Raw genomic sequence first — 14105 nt, 5'->3', positions numbered from 1 at the left:
TGGCCTTGGAGTGCACTCCAAGCAAGCGGAACCCGGTAAGAAATCCCACGACGGGCCCGGGGCGCGGTCGTTAGCGTGCGGGACATGAGTCTCGTACGCCGGGCGCTGCCCGAGGATGCCGAAGAAGTGCTGCGCCTGCGGCAGGTGATGATCGACTCGATGGCCGACGCCGATCATTCCACCGACTGGCACGCGAAGTCCCTGCCGGGGCTGCGGGCCCGGCTGGGCGAGCCGGACGGGGACTTCGCGGCCTTCGTCGTGGACCACCCGGAGCGGCCGGGGGCGCTGGCCGCACTGGTGGCCGGGACGGTCGACTACCGGATCGGGAAGGCGGGCGATCCGTTCGGGACGGTCGGGTTCGTCTTCAGTGTCGCCACCGACCCGGGCACGCGCCGCCGCGGGTACGCGCGCGCGTGCATGGACACGCTGCTGGAGTGGTTCTGCGAGCGCGGCGCCGGTCGCGTCCATCTCACCGCGTCCGCCGAGGCCGCGCCGCTCTACGCCGACCTCGGCTTCCTGCCCAAGCCCGACCCTTTGATGGAGCTGAAGCTCTGAGCGCTTAGGCTCGACGGCATGTCGCTGAAGAGCCTCGCGTTGATCGAGAACTGGCCGGTTCCCACCGCCGCGGCGGGTGTCGTACGGGCCGACGGGACCGTCCTCGGGACGCATGGGCCCGTCGGGCACCGGTTTCCGCTGGCCTCGGTGACCAAGCCGCTGGCGGCGTACGCGGCGCTGGTCGCGTACGAGGAGGGTGCCGTCGAGCTGGACGAGCCGGCGGGCCCGCCCGGGGCGACCGTCCGCCATCTGCTCGCACACACGTCCGGACTGGCCTTCGACGAGCACCGGGTGACGGCGGCTCCCGGGGAGCGACGGCTGTACTCCAACGCCGGGTTCGAGCAGCTCGGGGATCACATCGCCAAGGCGACGGACATTCCGTTCGGGGAGTATCTGCGGCAGGCGGTGCTGGAGCCGCTGGGCATGACGCGGACCTCGCTGGACGGGTCCCCCGCCAAGGACGGGGTTTCGACCGTGGAGGACCTGCTGCGGTTCGCGGCGGAGGTGCAGGCGCCGCGGTTGCTGGATCCGCGTACGGTCGCTGCGGCGATGACCGTGCAGTATCCGGGGACGAAGGGGGTTCTGCCGGGGTACGGGCACCAGAATCCCAACGACTGGGGGCTGGGTTTCGAGATCCGTGACTCCAAGTCGCCGCACTGGACGGGGTCTTCGTCTTCGCCGCGCACGTTCGGGCATTTCGGACAGTCCGGTACGTTTCTGTGGATCGACCCGGATGCGGGTGTGGCCGGGGTTGCGCTGACGGACCGGGCGTTCGGGCCGTGGGCGATCGAGGCGTGGCCGGTGTTCACGGACGCGGTGCTCGGCGAGTTGCGAGGCTGAGGTCCGCTGCTGCTGGCCGGGGGTGGGCTTCGCTTGCCCGCGCTTGCGGGGTGCCGCTGCGCCCACCCGTGCCGCCCCAGCGGCACGACTGCCCGCAGCTATGTGGCGCAGCCAAGCGTTACGGCGCCATCTCCCACAGCAGCAGTTCCGCCGGCGTGACCCCGACCGCCTCCAGTCCCTCCGCCCCCGTGATCCGCGCCGAGTCGCCCGGGGCCAGAAGCTCCCCCGCCAGTTGGACCTCGCCCCGCACCACGTGCACGTAGACGTATGCCGCGTCGGGCACCGCCGTCCGCTCCCCAGGCGCCAGGCGGCGTACGTGGAGCATGGCTCCGGCCTCGGGGACGGCGTACGGGGTGGAGTCGGCGATGCCCGGGATGATCGAGTACGACGGTTCGCCGCCCGGCTCCAGTGGCGCAAGCCACATCTGGATGAAGGTCAGGGTGGCCGTACCGTCGTTGCGCTCCACGTGGCGCACGCCCGCCGCGGAGCTGAGGCGCTGCACGTCTCCTGGGCGGACCCGGGTCTCGTTGCCTGCCGAGTCCCGGTGGGTCAGCTCGCCCTCCACCACCCACGTCACGATCTCGGTGTGGCTGTGCGGATGCTCGTCGAAGCCGGCGCCGGGGGCGAGCCGCTCCTCGTTGCAGGCGATGACCGCGCCGAAGCGTAGGTTGTCGGGGTCGTAGTGCGGGCCGAAGGAGAAGGCGTGGCGGGACTCGATCCCGGCCTCCGGATCGCCCCCTGGGTAGCGCTCGGCGGCGCGCCTGACGTCCATCACGCACACCACCGTAGACCGCAGTACCGACCCGGCAGCGCACGCTCCCGTCCGGATAAGGCAGTCTTGTCCACGTGCCCGAACCCGAATCCCGTCACAGCGAACCCGCAGTACACGCCGTCCACCCGCACTCCGCGACCCTGAAGCGGCTGGAGAAGTCCTCCGGGAGTCTCGCCGCGCAGGCCATCGCACGCATGGACGAGACCCTGCCGTGGTACCGGGCCATGCCCCCGGAGAACCGTTCCTGGATCGGGCTCGTGGCCCAGGCGGGCATCGCCGCGTTCACCGAGTGGTTCCGGCATCCCGATGCTCCCCAGGCGATCTCGACGGATGTCTTCGGGACGGCGCCTCGCGAGCTGACCCGGGCCATCACGCTCCGGCAGACCGTGGAGATGGTCCGGACCACCATCGAGGTCATGGAGAGCGCCATCGACGAGGTGGCGGCTCCGGGGGACGAGAGCGTGCTGCGCGAGGCCCTGCTCGTGTACGCGCGGGAGATCGCCTTCGCGACCGCCCAGGTGTACGCCCAGGCCGCCGAGGCACGCGGTGCCTGGGACGCGCGGCTGGAGTCGCTGGTCGTCAACGCCGTGCTGAGCGGGGAGGCCGACGAGGGGGCCGTCAGCCGGGCCGCCGCCCTGGGCTGGAACTCGCCGGAGCATGTGTGTGTCGTGCTCGGGACCGCACCCGACGGGGACAGCGAGCTGACCGTGGAGGCGATCAGGAGGGCGTCGCGGCACGCGAAGCTCCAGGTGCTCACCGGGGTGCTCGGCGACCGGCTCGTCGTGATCGCGGGTGGCAGCGCCAATCCGCTCGGCGTCGCCAAGTCGCTGATCGGTCCGTTCGCCGCGGGGCCGGTCGTCGCCGGGCCCGTCGTACCCGATCTGCTGGCCGCCACCCGGTCCGCGCAGGCCGCCGCCGCGGGGCTGAAGGCGTGTTCTGCCTGGCAGGACGCTCCGCGGCCGGTGCTGGCGGACGATCTCCTGCCGGAGCGTGCCATCGCGGGCGATCCGGGCGCCCGAGACCAGCTGGTGGAGGAGATCTACAGACCGCTGGAGGAGGCCGGCTCGGCGCTCCTGGAAACGCTGAGTGTCTACCTGGAGCAGGCGAGCAGTCTGGAGGGCGCGGCCCGAATGCTCTTCGTTCACCCGAACACCGTGCGCTACCGGCTCCGACGTGTGACAGACGTCACCGGCTGGTCGCCTTCGGATGTACGATCCGCCTTCACACTGCGGATCGCGCTGATCCTGGGGCGTCTGGCCGAAGGAGACGCCCAACCCTAGGCTTTTGTCGGGGCCCCACAAAAGCCACTCGTGTTCTTCGTCCCTGTCCCCACGGGCGGCCTCGGCCGTCCCCAAGAGAGAGTGTGAGAGTGCTCGTACTCGTCGCTCCCGGCCAGGGCGCCCAGACGCCCGGCTTCCTGACTCCCTGGCTCGACCTCCCCGGTGCCGCCGACCGTGTCGCCGCATGGTCGGACGCCATCGGACTGGACCTGGTCCACTACGGCACCCAGGCCGACGCGGACGCCATCCGCGACACCGCGGTGGCGCAGCCGCTGCTGGTCGCCGCCGGGATTCTGTCCGCCGCGGCACTCGGTGACATCTCCGAGATCGCCCCGGGCGCCGTCGCCGGCCACAGCGTCGGCGAGATCACCGCTGCCGCCTTCGCGGGCGTCCTGGACGACACCGCCGCGCTCGGCCTCGTCCGCAAGCGGGGTCTGGCCATGGCCGACGCCGCCGCGATCACCGAGACCGGCATGTCCGCGCTGCTCGGCGGTGACCCCGAGGTCTCCGTCGCGCACCTGGAGAAGCTGGGCCTGACCCCGGCGAACGTCAACGGCGCCGGCCAGATCGTCGCCGCGGGCACGCTGGAGCAGCTCGCCGCGCTGAACGAGGACATGCCCGAGGGTGTCCGCAAGGTCGTCCAGCTGAAGGTCGCCGGCGCCTTCCACACCCGCCACATGGCTCCTGCCGTGGAGGCGCTGGCCAAGGCGGCCGCGGAGCTGGCCCCGGGCGACCCGAAGGTCACCTACGTCTCCAACAAGGACGGCCAGGCCGTCGCGACCGGCGCCGAGGTGCTGGAGCGGCTGGTCGGCCAGGTCGCCAACCCGGTGCGCTGGGACCTGTGCATGGAGACCTTCAAGGCGCTCGGCGTCACCGCGCTCATCGAGGTGTGCCCGGGCGGCACGCTGACCGGCCTGGCCAAGCGGGCCCTGCCGGGCGTGAAGACGCTGGCCCTGAAGACCCCCGACGACCTCGAAGCGGCCCGCGAGCTGATCTCCGAGCACACCGCCTAAGGAGCCGTACCGATCATGGCGAAGATCAAGCCCAGCAAGGGCGCCCCGTACGCGCGCATCCTCGGTGTCGGCGGCTACCGGCCGACCCGGGTCGTGCCCAACGAGGTGATCCTGGAGAAGATCGACTCGTCCGACGAGTGGATCCGTTCGCGCTCCGGAATCGAGACCCGGCACTGGGCCGGCCCCGACGAGACGGTCGCCGCGATGGCCATCGAGGCCTCCGGCAAGGCGATCGCCGACGCGGGCATCGACGCCGAGCAGATCGGCGCCGTGGTCGTCTCGACCGTCTCGCACTTCAGCCAGACCCCGGCCGTCGCCACCGAGATCGCCGACAAGCTGGGCACCGACAAGGCCGCCGCCTTCGACATCTCGGCGGGCTGCGCGGGCTTCGGCTACGGCCTCACGCTCGCCAAGGGCATGGTGGTGGAAGGTTCCGCCGAGTACGTGCTCGTCATCGGCGTGGAGCGGCTGAGCGACCTGACCGACCTGGAGGACCGGGCCACGGCCTTCCTGTTCGGTGACGGCGCCGGCGCGGTCGTGGTCGGCCCCTCCCAGGAGCCGGCGATCGGCCCGACCGTATGGGGCTCCGAGGGCGACAAGTCCGAGACCATCAAGCAGACCGTCCCCTGGGACCGGTTCGCCATCGGTGACGTCTCCACCCTGCCCCTGGACAGCGAGGGCAACATCAAGTTCCCTGCGATCACGCAGGAGGGCCAGGCGGTGTTCCGCTGGGCCGTGTTCGAGATGGCGAAGGTCGCCCAGCAGGCGCTGGACGCGGCCGGAATCACCCCGGACGACCTGGACGTCTTCATTCCGCACCAGGCCAACGTGCGGATCATCGACTCGATGGTGAAGACGTTGAAGCTGCCGGAGCACGTCACGGTCGCCCGTGACATCCGCACCACCGGCAACACCTCGGCCGCCTCGATTCCGCTCGCGATGGAGCGGCTCCTGGCGACCGGGGAGGCGAAGAGCGGCGACACCGCGCTCGTCATCGGATTCGGGGCGGGTCTCGTCTACGCCGCCACGGTCGTTACCCTCCCCTAGGCACTCCGTGCCGGATCATGCGAACCGGTGCGGGATCATCTGCCACAAACCGTCTGATTATCGAAGAAGGAGCGCCAACATGGCCGCCACTCAGGAAGAGATCGTCGAAGGTCTCGCCGAGATCGTGAACGAGATCGCCGGCATCCCGGTTGAGGACGTCCAGCTGGACAAGTCCTTCACCGACGACCTGGACGTCGACTCGCTGTCCATGGTCGAGGTCGTCGTCGCCGCCGAGGAGCGCTTCGACGTCAAGATCCCCGACGAGGACGTCAAGAACCTCAAGACCGTCGGCGACGCCACCAGCTACATCCTCACCCACCAGGCCTGAGCCACCCCTTAGGCCCGAGGGCTGCAAGGCCCCGCCACCCGGCGGTGGCGCCGTATGAATCCCGCATCCGTTGGAGAAAGAATTCCCGTGAGCCCGACCAATCGCACCGTGGTCGTCACCGGTATCGGCGCAACCACACCGCTGGGTGGCGACGCAGCTTCGTTCTGGGAGGCCCTGATCGCCGGCAAGTCCGGCGTCAGCGCCCTCGAGCAGGACTGGGCGGCCGAACTGCCGGTCCGTATCGCCGCGCAGATCGCCGTCGAGCCGGGCGAGATCATCCCCCGCCCGCAGGCCCGCAAGCTGGACCGGTCCGCGCAGTTCGCGCTGATCGCCGCTCAGGAGGCCTGGAAGGACGCCGGTTTCACCGCCAAGGCCGGTGAGGACGCGTCCGTGAACCCCGACCGGCTGGGTGCGGTCATCGCCTCCGGAATCGGCGGTGTGACGACGCTCCTGGACCAGTACGACGTGCTCAAGGAGAAGGGCGTACGCCGTGTCTCCCCGCACACCGTGCCGATGCTGATGCCCAACTCCCCGGCGGCCAACGTCGGTATCGAGATCGGTGCCCGCGCCGGTGTGCACACCCCGGTCTCGGCCTGCGCCTCGGGCGCGGAGGCCATCGGGTACGCGATCGAGATGATCCGCACCGGGCGTGCGGACGTGGTCGTGGCCGGTGGTACCGAGGCCGCCATCCACCCGCTTCCCATCGCCGCGTTCGGCAACATGATGGCGATGTCCAAGAACAACGACGACCCCGAGGGCGCCTCGCGTCCCTACGACTCCGGTCGTGACGGCTTCGTGCTCGGCGAGGGCGCCGGTGTGATCGTCCTGGAGTCCGAGGAGCACGCGAAGGCCCGCGGCGCGCGGATCTACGCGGAGGCGATCGGCCAGGGCATCTCCGCCGACGCCCACCACATCACGCAGCCCGAGCCGTCCGGCAACGGGATCGCGCACGCGCTGCAGAACCTGCTGGACAGCACGGATCTGAAGCCGGCCGAGATCGTGCACGTGAACGCGCACGCCACCTCGACGCCGCAGGGTGACGTGGCCGAGATCAAGGCGCTGCGGAAGGTGTTCGGCGACGACGTCGACCACATGGCGATCTCCGCGACCAAGTCGATGACGGGTCACCTGCTGGGTGGTGCCGGTGGTATCGAGACGGTCGCGTCGATCCTGGCGCTGGTGAACCGTACGGCTCCGCCGACGATCAACGTGCGCGAGCTGGACCCCGAGGTCAACGCGGACGTCGTCATCGGTGAGGCGCGTCAGCTGCCCGAGGGCCGTATCGCCGTGCTGAACGACTCGTTCGGCTTCGGCGGGCACAACGTGGTCCTGGCGTTCCGGACCATCTGAGAGACATGAGGAAGGGCCCCCGCCGGCAGGCGGGGGCCCTTCCTCATGTCCCGGTACTCACACCACCTGGTGCAGCCAGCGCACCGGTGCTCCCTCTCCCGCGTAGCGGAACGGCTCCAGTTCGTCGTCCCAGGGCTTGCCCAGGAGCTTGGAGAGTTCGGCCTCCAGGTCGGTCTCTCCGCGCTGGCTGCGGAGCAGGGCCGCGCGGAGGCGGTCCTCGGGGATGAGGATGTCGCCGTGGATGCCGGTGACGGCGTGGAAGATGCCGAGGTCGGGGGTGCAGCTGTAGCGCTCGCCCTCGGCGGTGGGGCAGGGCTCCGCGGTGACCTCGAAGCGCAGCAGGTGCCAGCCGCGCAGGGCGGAGGCGAGCTTGGAGGCCGTGCCCACCTCGCCCTGCCAGGAGAACTCCGAGCGCCAGGTGCCGGGGGCCGCGGGCTGCCGGATCCAGTCGAGGCTGACGCGCGTGCCGAGCACCCCGGCGACGGCCCACTCGACGTGCGGGCACAGCGCGCGCGGCGCGGAGTGCACGTACAGAACTCCACGTGTCGTCACCGGAACCTCCGGGCAGAGCGGGACATCTTGCTGACTGGCTGGGCGGCAGTGGCGCGACGGCCGCGTTGATGGCGAGGCTACCGTGCGGCGGCGCAAGGAGTGTGACGTACCGTCGGTCCCAGTGCCAGGAAACTCCCACCATTCACCCAGGGGGACGCTTGTACGGGGGTGAGCCGTTCCAAGGTCCCCGGGCCGGGAACCCTCGCGCGTTGTCATAAGAGCGACCACTCCACATCGAGCGAGGAGATCAGCAGGGATGCGGAAGCGAAGCCACCGTGCGCGGGCTGCCCTTGCCGTCGTGGCGGCGGCCGTGCTGAGCATGGCGGGGTGTGACGCCTTCGGTGGCGGCGGCGGGACGAAGGATTCCGGGGCGAGCGCGTCCCGCCCCTCGGCCCGGCCCGCGCCGGTGTGGAACCGCAGCCCGGACTCGATCGCCGCGGTCGGGGACTCCATCACGCGCGGGTTCGACGCGTGCACGGTGCTCTCCGACTGCCCCGAGGTGTCGTGGGCGACGGGCAGCGACGCCAAGGTCGACAGCCTGGCGGTGCGGCTGCTGGGCGTGACGGGGGCGGCGGAGCGCAGCTGGAACTACGCGGTGACCGGTGCCCGGATGGCCGATCTGCCGGAGCAGATGACCCAGGCGGCCGCCCGCGCCCCCGAGTTGGTGACGGTGATGATCGGCGCGAACGACGCGTGCCGCTCCTCTGCCCGGGCGATGACCTCGGTGGCCTCCTTCCGCGCGGACTTCGAGGAGTCGCTGGCCACCCTGCGCACGGCGCTGCCGAAGACGCAGGTGTACGTGGCGAGCGTGCCGAACCTGAAGCGACTGTGGTCCGAGGGCCGGACGAACCCGCTGGGCAAGCAGGTGTGGAAGCTGGGCATCTGCCCGTCGATGCTGGGTGAGGCGGACGACCTGACCGGCAAGGCCACGCTGCGCCGGGACAAGGTGCAGAAGCGGGTGGAGGCCTACAACACGGTGCTGAAGGAGGTGTGCGCCAAGGACCGCCGCTGCCGCTTCGACCGGAACGCGGTCTTCGACTTCCGTTTCGACACGGAGCAGCTGAGCCACTGGGACTGGTTCCACCCGAGCCGGAACGGCCAGGCCCGGCTCGCCGAGATCGCCTACCGCACGGTGACCGCGGAACGCCCGTGACCTAGGGTTTCCCACATGAGCGAACTTTTCGGCACACTTTCCGACGGCACCCCGGTGCACCGCTTGACGCTGGAGCGGGCCGGGGTCCGGGTGCGGGTGCTGTCGTACGGCGGGATCGTGCAGTCGGTCGAGGTCCCGGACCGGGACGGGCGCACCGCGGACGTGGTGCTCGGGTTCCCCGGGCTCGACGGCTATCGGGAGCACCCGGAGCCGTATCTGGGCGCTCTGGTCGGCCGGTACGCCAACCGCATCGCGGGCGGCCGCTTCCCGCTGGACGGCCGCACGTACGCGCTGGAGCCGAACAGCGGGCCCAACACGCTGCACGGCGGCGAGCGGGGCTTCGACAAGCGGGTGTGGGACGTGGAGCCGGTCGAGCACGGGCTGCGGCTGAGCCGGGTCAGCCCGGACGGCGAGGAGGGGTTCCCGGGCCGGCTGGAGGTGACGGCCACGTACACGCTGGACGCCTCGGGTGCGCTGCGGATCGCCTACGAGGCCGTCACGGACGCGCCGACCGTCGTCAACCTCACCAACCACACGTACTGGAACCTGAGCGGCTCCGGTCACGCGGGCGGCCACGAGCTGCGGCTGGCCGCCTCCCGCTACACCCCGGTGGACGCCGACCTGATCCCGACCGGAGCGCTTGCGGACGTGTCCGGCTCCCGCTTCGACTTCCGTACGGCCCGCAAGGTGGGCTCCGGCTACGACCACAACTTCGTGCTGGACAAGGGCGTGACCGAGTCGGCCGAGGAGGTCGCCGAGCTGTACGACCCGGCATCGGGGCGGGTGGTCACCGTGGCCACGACCGAGCCGGGCCTCCAGCTCTACACCGCCGACCACCTCACGGACCCCTTCTCCCCCGGCGACGGCATCGCCCTGGAGACCCAGCACTTCCCGGACTCCCCCAACCACCCGGACTTCCCGAGCACCGAGCTGCGCCCGGGCGGGGTCTTCCGCTCGGAGACGGTGTACGGCTTCGGCGTGCGGGGCTAGGACCGGCGCCGTCCCCGGTGTGATCGCCGGGGACGGCGGGCCGGCTCACTTCGCCGGCAGGGTCACCAGGCCGTGCAGGGACCAGTGGTCGGACTTGCCGTCCGTCGCCGAGACCTTGCAGTTGACGAACTTGGCCGTCCGCGGCGCGAAGATGTAGTCCAGCTTCCTCGTGGGCTTGCCGCCCGAACCGTTGGCGGTGAAGTCGCCCTTGCGCGGGTTCGAGGGGTCGTCCCCCTGGGAGCACTCCAGGTAGTGGTCGTAGACGGGGACGAGCGCGGAGCTGGGTCCGCCATGGGCGACGTCCGCTTCGAGAGCGGGCGGTACGACGTTCATGTCGCCGCCGAACACCGGGCGGTAGCCCCATTTCTCCCACTGGGCCGCCAGCTCCTGCAGCTCACGGCCCTGCGTGATGCGCCAGTAGCCGTCCTTGGTGAGGTCGTCGTAGGGCGGGCCCGCGCTGAGGTGTCCGGTGCACAGGACCGCGGCCTTCGAGGGGATCGACGCGCACAGCCCGCTGCGCTGCTCCTTGTCGGACGGGGAGGAGAAGTCGTACCGCTGGTAGAAGGTGTTCTCCTCCGGCACGGCGATCGCCACGCCGTAGGCGCCCCGGTCGAGTCGGTCCGGGGCCGGGCCCATGGCGCACTGCTTCTGGACGTCGACGCCGTCCACCCGGTTGTGGATGGGCGCGAACCTGACGTCCCACTGGCGGCCGGTCTCGGTCTCCAGCATCCGCTCGACGGGCTTGGCGTGCTTCTCGCAGAACTCCTGGAAGAAGACGGCGTCGGGATACTGCCCGTTCACCTTGAGCCGTGCCTTGATGGCATCGGTGAGTTCCGCGGCCCCGGCGCGTTCGTCCGTCCAGTCGCAACCGTCGTTGTTGTTGCCGCAGACGTTCCAGGTCATCACGTTGAGCTGGGTCTCGGCGACCGGCCCGAAGGCCTGCGGAGGAGTTCCCTGTCCGGGATTGCGCGAGCTGTCCACGGGCTGCAGCAGGAACTTGACGGGGGTGTCGGACGTCGCCCGCAGCGTGCCGTCGGTGTCGATGTCGACGTACCGCTGGGCGTATCCGTCCGCCACGGTCTTGAAGGTCACCCAGTGGGACCCGGCCTTCTCGCCCGGTGCGTCGGAGAAGTCCGTCTCGAACTGCTGCCACGAGCCGAGGTTCCATCCCCGGGCCCGCAGCATGCCCTGGCGGTCACCGGTGTCGACGAATTCGGGCGTGGCGAAGAAGCCTGTGCTCTCGGAGCGCAGGCTGGTGATGTTCTGATTCGGGTGGTTGGTGTGGACCGTGAACCGCTCCCAGGACTTGACCTCGGAGCTCACGGCCTTCAGCCGCCACTCGTACTTCCCGGTGTCGTTCATCTCGACCCGGACGTACTTGTTGTTGGGTGCGCGCAGCGCGTACTTCTGGCCGGCCGACTTCTCGACCCACTCCTGGTCCGCCGACACGTCGGTGGCGGCGGCGGTCCCGGCCGCGGCCAGAACGAGTGCGGTCAAGAGCGTGACGACGGATGCGAATGCGCCTGTCAGACGACGCATGTACTCCCCCTGATGTGCGGTGGCCGGCTCCGCACGGGTGCCTTGGTCACCGCACCTTCGGGGGCCCTGGGGCCACGGCCCGGATGATCGCCCCCCACCCGACCCTACCTGCACGATTGCCCCGGTCCAGGGGTCAGGTCCCGGACCGGGGCGGTTCGTGGGGGCTTTGTCCCCGGTGTGTGGGGACTGTCCCGGATCAGACGTTAATCGTCGCGGTCAGTCTGTGGTCCGAGATCGAGCGGGCGGCGGTGATCTCGTACGAACCCTTCACAAACGCCCACGCCTTCGCCGTGTCGTCCCAGACCTCGAAGGTGCGGCGGGGCAGTTCGACGGTCACCTCGACGCTCTCGCCGGGTCCGGCCTCGGCGCCCGCGAATCCGGCCAGCCGGCGTGCCGGGCGCTCGGTGTCGGGCTCGGCCGGGGAGACGTAGACCTGGACGACCTCGCGGCCGGGCCGCTCGCCGGTGTTGCGCAGGCGGACGCGGGCGGTGGTGCCGTCCGTCTCCAGGGCCTCGTAGGTCCAGTCGGTGTACCCGAGGCCGTGCCCGAAGGGGTACGACGGGGTGCGGCCGGCCTGCTCCCAGGCGCGGTAGCCGATGAAGAGGTCCTCGGTGTAGGGAAGTTCGCCGTCGGCGGGGACGACCTGGGTGACGGGGGCGTCGGTGAGGGAGCCCCAGGTGGTGGGGAGCCGGCCGCCGGGCTCGTGGGCGCCGGTCAGGACGTCGGCGAGGGCGGCGCCGCCCTCCTGGCCGGGGAACCAGGTCAGCAGCACGGCGGCGACCTCGTCGCGCCAGGGCAGTTCGACCGGGGAGCCGGAGTTGACGATGACGACGGTGTTCGGGTTGGCGGCGGCGACGGCGCGGACCAGTTCGTCCTGGCGTCCGGGGAGCCGCAGGTCGGTGCGGTCGAAGCCCTCGGACTCGACGCGGTCGGTGGTGGCGACCATGACGAGGGCCGTGTCCGCGCCGCGGGCGGCCTCGACGGCCTCGGCGATCAGCTCGTCGGGGTCGCGCTGGGGCGCGGAGTGGGCGAGGGCGAAGGTGACGACCTTCATCGGGATGTCGTCGGGGAGCTGGACGACCTGGGTGAGGGAGACCTCGACCGGCTGGCCGGCGGTGAGTTCGGCCTGGGCGCGGGGTACGGGGGCGCCGAAGAAGGCCTCGAAGGGGTCGTCCTTGTCCGGGCGCTGGACGTCGTCGTAGTACGTCGTCCCGTCGACGGTGAGCGCGAAGGCGCCCATGCCCTTGACACCGAAAGTGTGCGGGCCGGACTCGCGCGGGGTGAAGGTGCCGGTCAGCTCGACGGTGTGGAGGGTGTCGTGCGTGACGCCTTCGGGCAGGTCGGAGCCCATCCACTGGATCAGCCCGTTGGGGGCGGAGCGGGTGCCGATGACGGTGCCGTCGGCGTCCCGGCAGACGGCCCTGAGGCTGAATCCCTGGTCGGCGACGGCGAGTTCGGTGGCCGGGTCGGCGCCGACGGCGTAGCTGAGGGTGCCCTCGGGGAGGGCGGCGGTGAGGCCGTCGAGCGGGGAGACGATCCGGGCCGGGAAGACGGTGGCGGAGCCGCCGCCGAGGACACGGGCGTCGCGGGCGGCGGCGCCGATCAGGGCGACCGTGCCGGCCTTCAACGGGAGTGCGCTGTTCTCGTTGCGCACGAGGACGAAGGAGCGGCGGGCGATCTCGCGGGCCAGGGCCTCGCCGTCGACGGGCGCGGGCGGCTCGGCGACGACGGGTTCGGCGCCGTCCAGGATCCCGACCCGGGCGGCGAGCCGCAGCACGCGCCGTACGGCGGCGTCGACGGTGGCCTCGGCGACCCGGCCGTCCCGGACGGCCTGGGCGAGGGCGGCGCCGTAGACGGTCCGGGGGCCGGGCATGGCGACGTCCAGGCCGCCCTCGATGTCACCGACGGTGTCGCGGGCGGCCATCCAGTCGGAGACGTTGAAGCCGTCGAAGCCCCACTCGCCGCGCAGGACTTCGTTGACCAGGTGGTGGTGCTCGGTCATCGTCGTGCCGTTGACCTGGTTGTAGGCGGTCATGATCCCCCAGGGGTGGGCGTTCGCGACGATCGCCTCGAAGGGGGCCAGGTACAGCTCGCGCAGGGCGCGTTCGGAGACCAGGTTGTTCACGGTGAAGCGGTCGGTCTCGGCGTCGTTGGCGACGAAGTGCTTGACGGTGGTGCCGACGCCGCCGGACTGGACGCCGGTCACATAGCCGGAGCCGATCTCGCCGGTCAGGTACGGGTCCTCGCTGTAGGCCTCGAAGTGGCGGCCGCCGAGCGGTGAGCGGTGCAGGTTGACGGTGGGGGCGAGCAGGACGTGGACGCCCTTGCGGCGGGCCTCCTGGGCGAGCAGCACGCCTGCGCGGCGGGCGAGCGCGGGGTCCCAGGTGGCGGCGAGCGCGGTCGGCGAGGGCAGGGCGACGGAGGGGTCGTCGGCGGTCCAGCGCACGCCCCGCACGCCGATCGGGCCGTCGGACATGACGAGGGACTTCAGGCCGATCTCCGGCAGGGCGGGCAGGGTCCACATGTCCTGGCCGGCCAGCAGCCGCGCCTTGGCATCGAGTTCGAGCCGGCCCAGTGCGGCCTCCACGACCGCTTCGCGGGCCTCGTCTGCGCGCGCCTTGTCTGTCTCCGCCACGGCGGTACCTCCTCGCTGAAGTGCCTGGGATCCCTCTCATCCTGCACGCGT

At 71.1% G+C, this 14105-nt stretch carries 13 protein-coding genes; 9 read left to right on the top strand and 4 right to left on the bottom strand.

The window, feature by feature from the left end:
- The first annotated feature begins 84 nt into the window (after positions 1-84).
- Positions 85-555, top strand: coding sequence for a GNAT family N-acetyltransferase (locus CRP49_RS21780; RefSeq protein WP_097254896.1), 471 nt, complete (start codon positions 85-87; stop codon positions 553-555).
- Between the two features lie 18 nt (positions 556-573).
- Positions 574-1395 (top strand): serine hydrolase, encoded by an 822-nt coding sequence (locus CRP49_RS21775; protein WP_097254895.1) that lies wholly within the window; start codon positions 574-576, stop codon positions 1393-1395.
- A 118-nt stretch (positions 1396-1513) separates the two neighbouring features.
- On the opposite strand, the gene CRP49_RS21770 is transcribed toward CRP49_RS21775, so the two are convergent.
- On the bottom strand, positions 1514-2167 hold the full coding sequence (locus CRP49_RS21770) for a pirin family protein (protein ID WP_097254894.1): 654 nt from the start codon (positions 2165-2167) through the stop codon (positions 1514-1516).
- Positions 2168-2241: 74 nt separating this feature from the next.
- On the opposite strand from CRP49_RS21770, the gene CRP49_RS21765 reads away from it, so the two are divergent.
- From CRP49_RS21765 to fabF, 5 genes are all read left to right on the top strand, one after another.
- On the top strand, positions 2242-3447 hold the full coding sequence (locus CRP49_RS21765; RefSeq protein WP_094218000.1) for a CdaR family transcriptional regulator: 1206 nt from the start codon (positions 2242-2244) through the stop codon (positions 3445-3447).
- 89 nt (positions 3448-3536) lie between these two features.
- Entirely contained in the window at positions 3537-4460 is a 924-nt protein-coding gene (locus CRP49_RS21760) for an ACP S-malonyltransferase (protein WP_097254893.1), read from the top strand.
- A 15-nt stretch (positions 4461-4475) separates the two neighbouring features.
- Positions 4476-5507 (top strand): ketoacyl-ACP synthase III, encoded by a 1032-nt coding sequence (locus CRP49_RS21755; protein WP_097254892.1) that lies wholly within the window; start codon positions 4476-4478, stop codon positions 5505-5507.
- 79 nt (positions 5508-5586) lie between these two features.
- Positions 5587-5835, top strand: coding sequence for an acyl carrier protein (locus tag CRP49_RS21750; protein ID WP_097254891.1), 249 nt, complete (start codon positions 5587-5589; stop codon positions 5833-5835).
- A gap of 87 nt (positions 5836-5922) precedes the next feature.
- The gene (gene fabF / locus CRP49_RS21745; protein ID WP_097254890.1) at positions 5923-7185 is read left to right on the top strand and encodes a beta-ketoacyl-ACP synthase II; all 1263 of its coding nucleotides are present in this window, start codon (positions 5923-5925) and stop codon (positions 7183-7185) included.
- Between the two features lie 57 nt (positions 7186-7242).
- Here the strand turns inward: fabF and CRP49_RS21740 are convergent, their stop codons facing one another.
- On the bottom strand, positions 7243-7737 hold the full coding sequence (locus CRP49_RS21740) for a DUF3145 domain-containing protein (protein WP_094217995.1): 495 nt from the start codon (positions 7735-7737) through the stop codon (positions 7243-7245).
- A 256-nt stretch (positions 7738-7993) separates the two neighbouring features.
- Here CRP49_RS21740 and CRP49_RS21735 point away from each other — a divergent pair, with 256 nt between their 5' ends.
- Both CRP49_RS21735 and CRP49_RS21730 read left to right on the top strand, forming a co-directional pair.
- Entirely contained in the window at positions 7994-8890 is an 897-nt protein-coding gene (locus tag CRP49_RS21735) for an SGNH/GDSL hydrolase family protein (RefSeq protein ID WP_097254889.1), read from the top strand.
- A gap of 15 nt (positions 8891-8905) precedes the next feature.
- Positions 8906-9880 (top strand): aldose epimerase family protein, encoded by a 975-nt coding sequence (locus tag CRP49_RS21730; protein ID WP_097254888.1) that lies wholly within the window; start codon positions 8906-8908, stop codon positions 9878-9880.
- Positions 9881-9925: 45 nt separating this feature from the next.
- Here CRP49_RS21730 and CRP49_RS21725 read toward each other — a convergent pair whose 3' ends face one another.
- Together CRP49_RS21725 and CRP49_RS21720 are read right to left on the bottom strand one after the other, a co-directional pair.
- Positions 9926-11377, bottom strand: coding sequence for an endonuclease/exonuclease/phosphatase family protein (locus tag CRP49_RS21725; protein ID WP_143670017.1), 1452 nt, complete (start codon positions 11375-11377; stop codon positions 9926-9928).
- A gap of 238 nt (positions 11378-11615) precedes the next feature.
- Positions 11616-14054, bottom strand: coding sequence for a beta-glucosidase (locus CRP49_RS21720; protein ID WP_097254886.1), 2439 nt, complete (start codon positions 14052-14054; stop codon positions 11616-11618).
- Positions 14055-14105 lie beyond the last annotated feature (51 nt).

The sequence above is a fragment of the Streptomyces sp. Ag109_G2-15 genome (assembly GCF_900215565.1).
GTDB classification, from domain to species: Bacteria; Actinomycetota; Actinomycetes; order Streptomycetales; family Streptomycetaceae; genus Streptomyces; species Streptomyces diastatochromogenes.
This window is presented reverse-complemented; position numbering and strand designations above follow the sequence as displayed.

Excerpts from the sequence above, each read along its gene's own strand:
- CRP49_RS21755 (WP_097254892.1), top strand. The coding sequence starts at position 4,476 with ATGGCGAAGATCAAGCCCAGCAAGGGCGCCCCGTACGCGCGCATCCTC.
- CRP49_RS21750 (WP_097254891.1), top strand. The coding sequence starts at position 5,587 with ATGGCCGCCACTCAGGAAGAGATCGTCGAAGGTCTCGCCGAGATCGTG.
- CRP49_RS21775 (WP_097254895.1), top strand. The coding sequence starts at position 574 with ATGTCGCTGAAGAGCCTCGCGTTGATCGAGAACTGGCCGGTTCCCACC.
- CRP49_RS21730 (WP_097254888.1), top strand. The coding sequence starts at position 8,906 with ATGAGCGAACTTTTCGGCACACTTTCCGACGGCACCCCGGTGCACCGC.
- CRP49_RS21770 (WP_097254894.1), bottom strand. The coding sequence starts at position 2,167 with ATGGACGTCAGGCGCGCCGCCGAGCGCTACCCAGGGGGCGATCCGGAG.
- CRP49_RS21780 (WP_097254896.1), top strand. The coding sequence starts at position 85 with ATGAGTCTCGTACGCCGGGCGCTGCCCGAGGATGCCGAAGAAGTGCTG.
- CRP49_RS21735 (WP_097254889.1), top strand. The coding sequence starts at position 7,994 with ATGCGGAAGCGAAGCCACCGTGCGCGGGCTGCCCTTGCCGTCGTGGCG.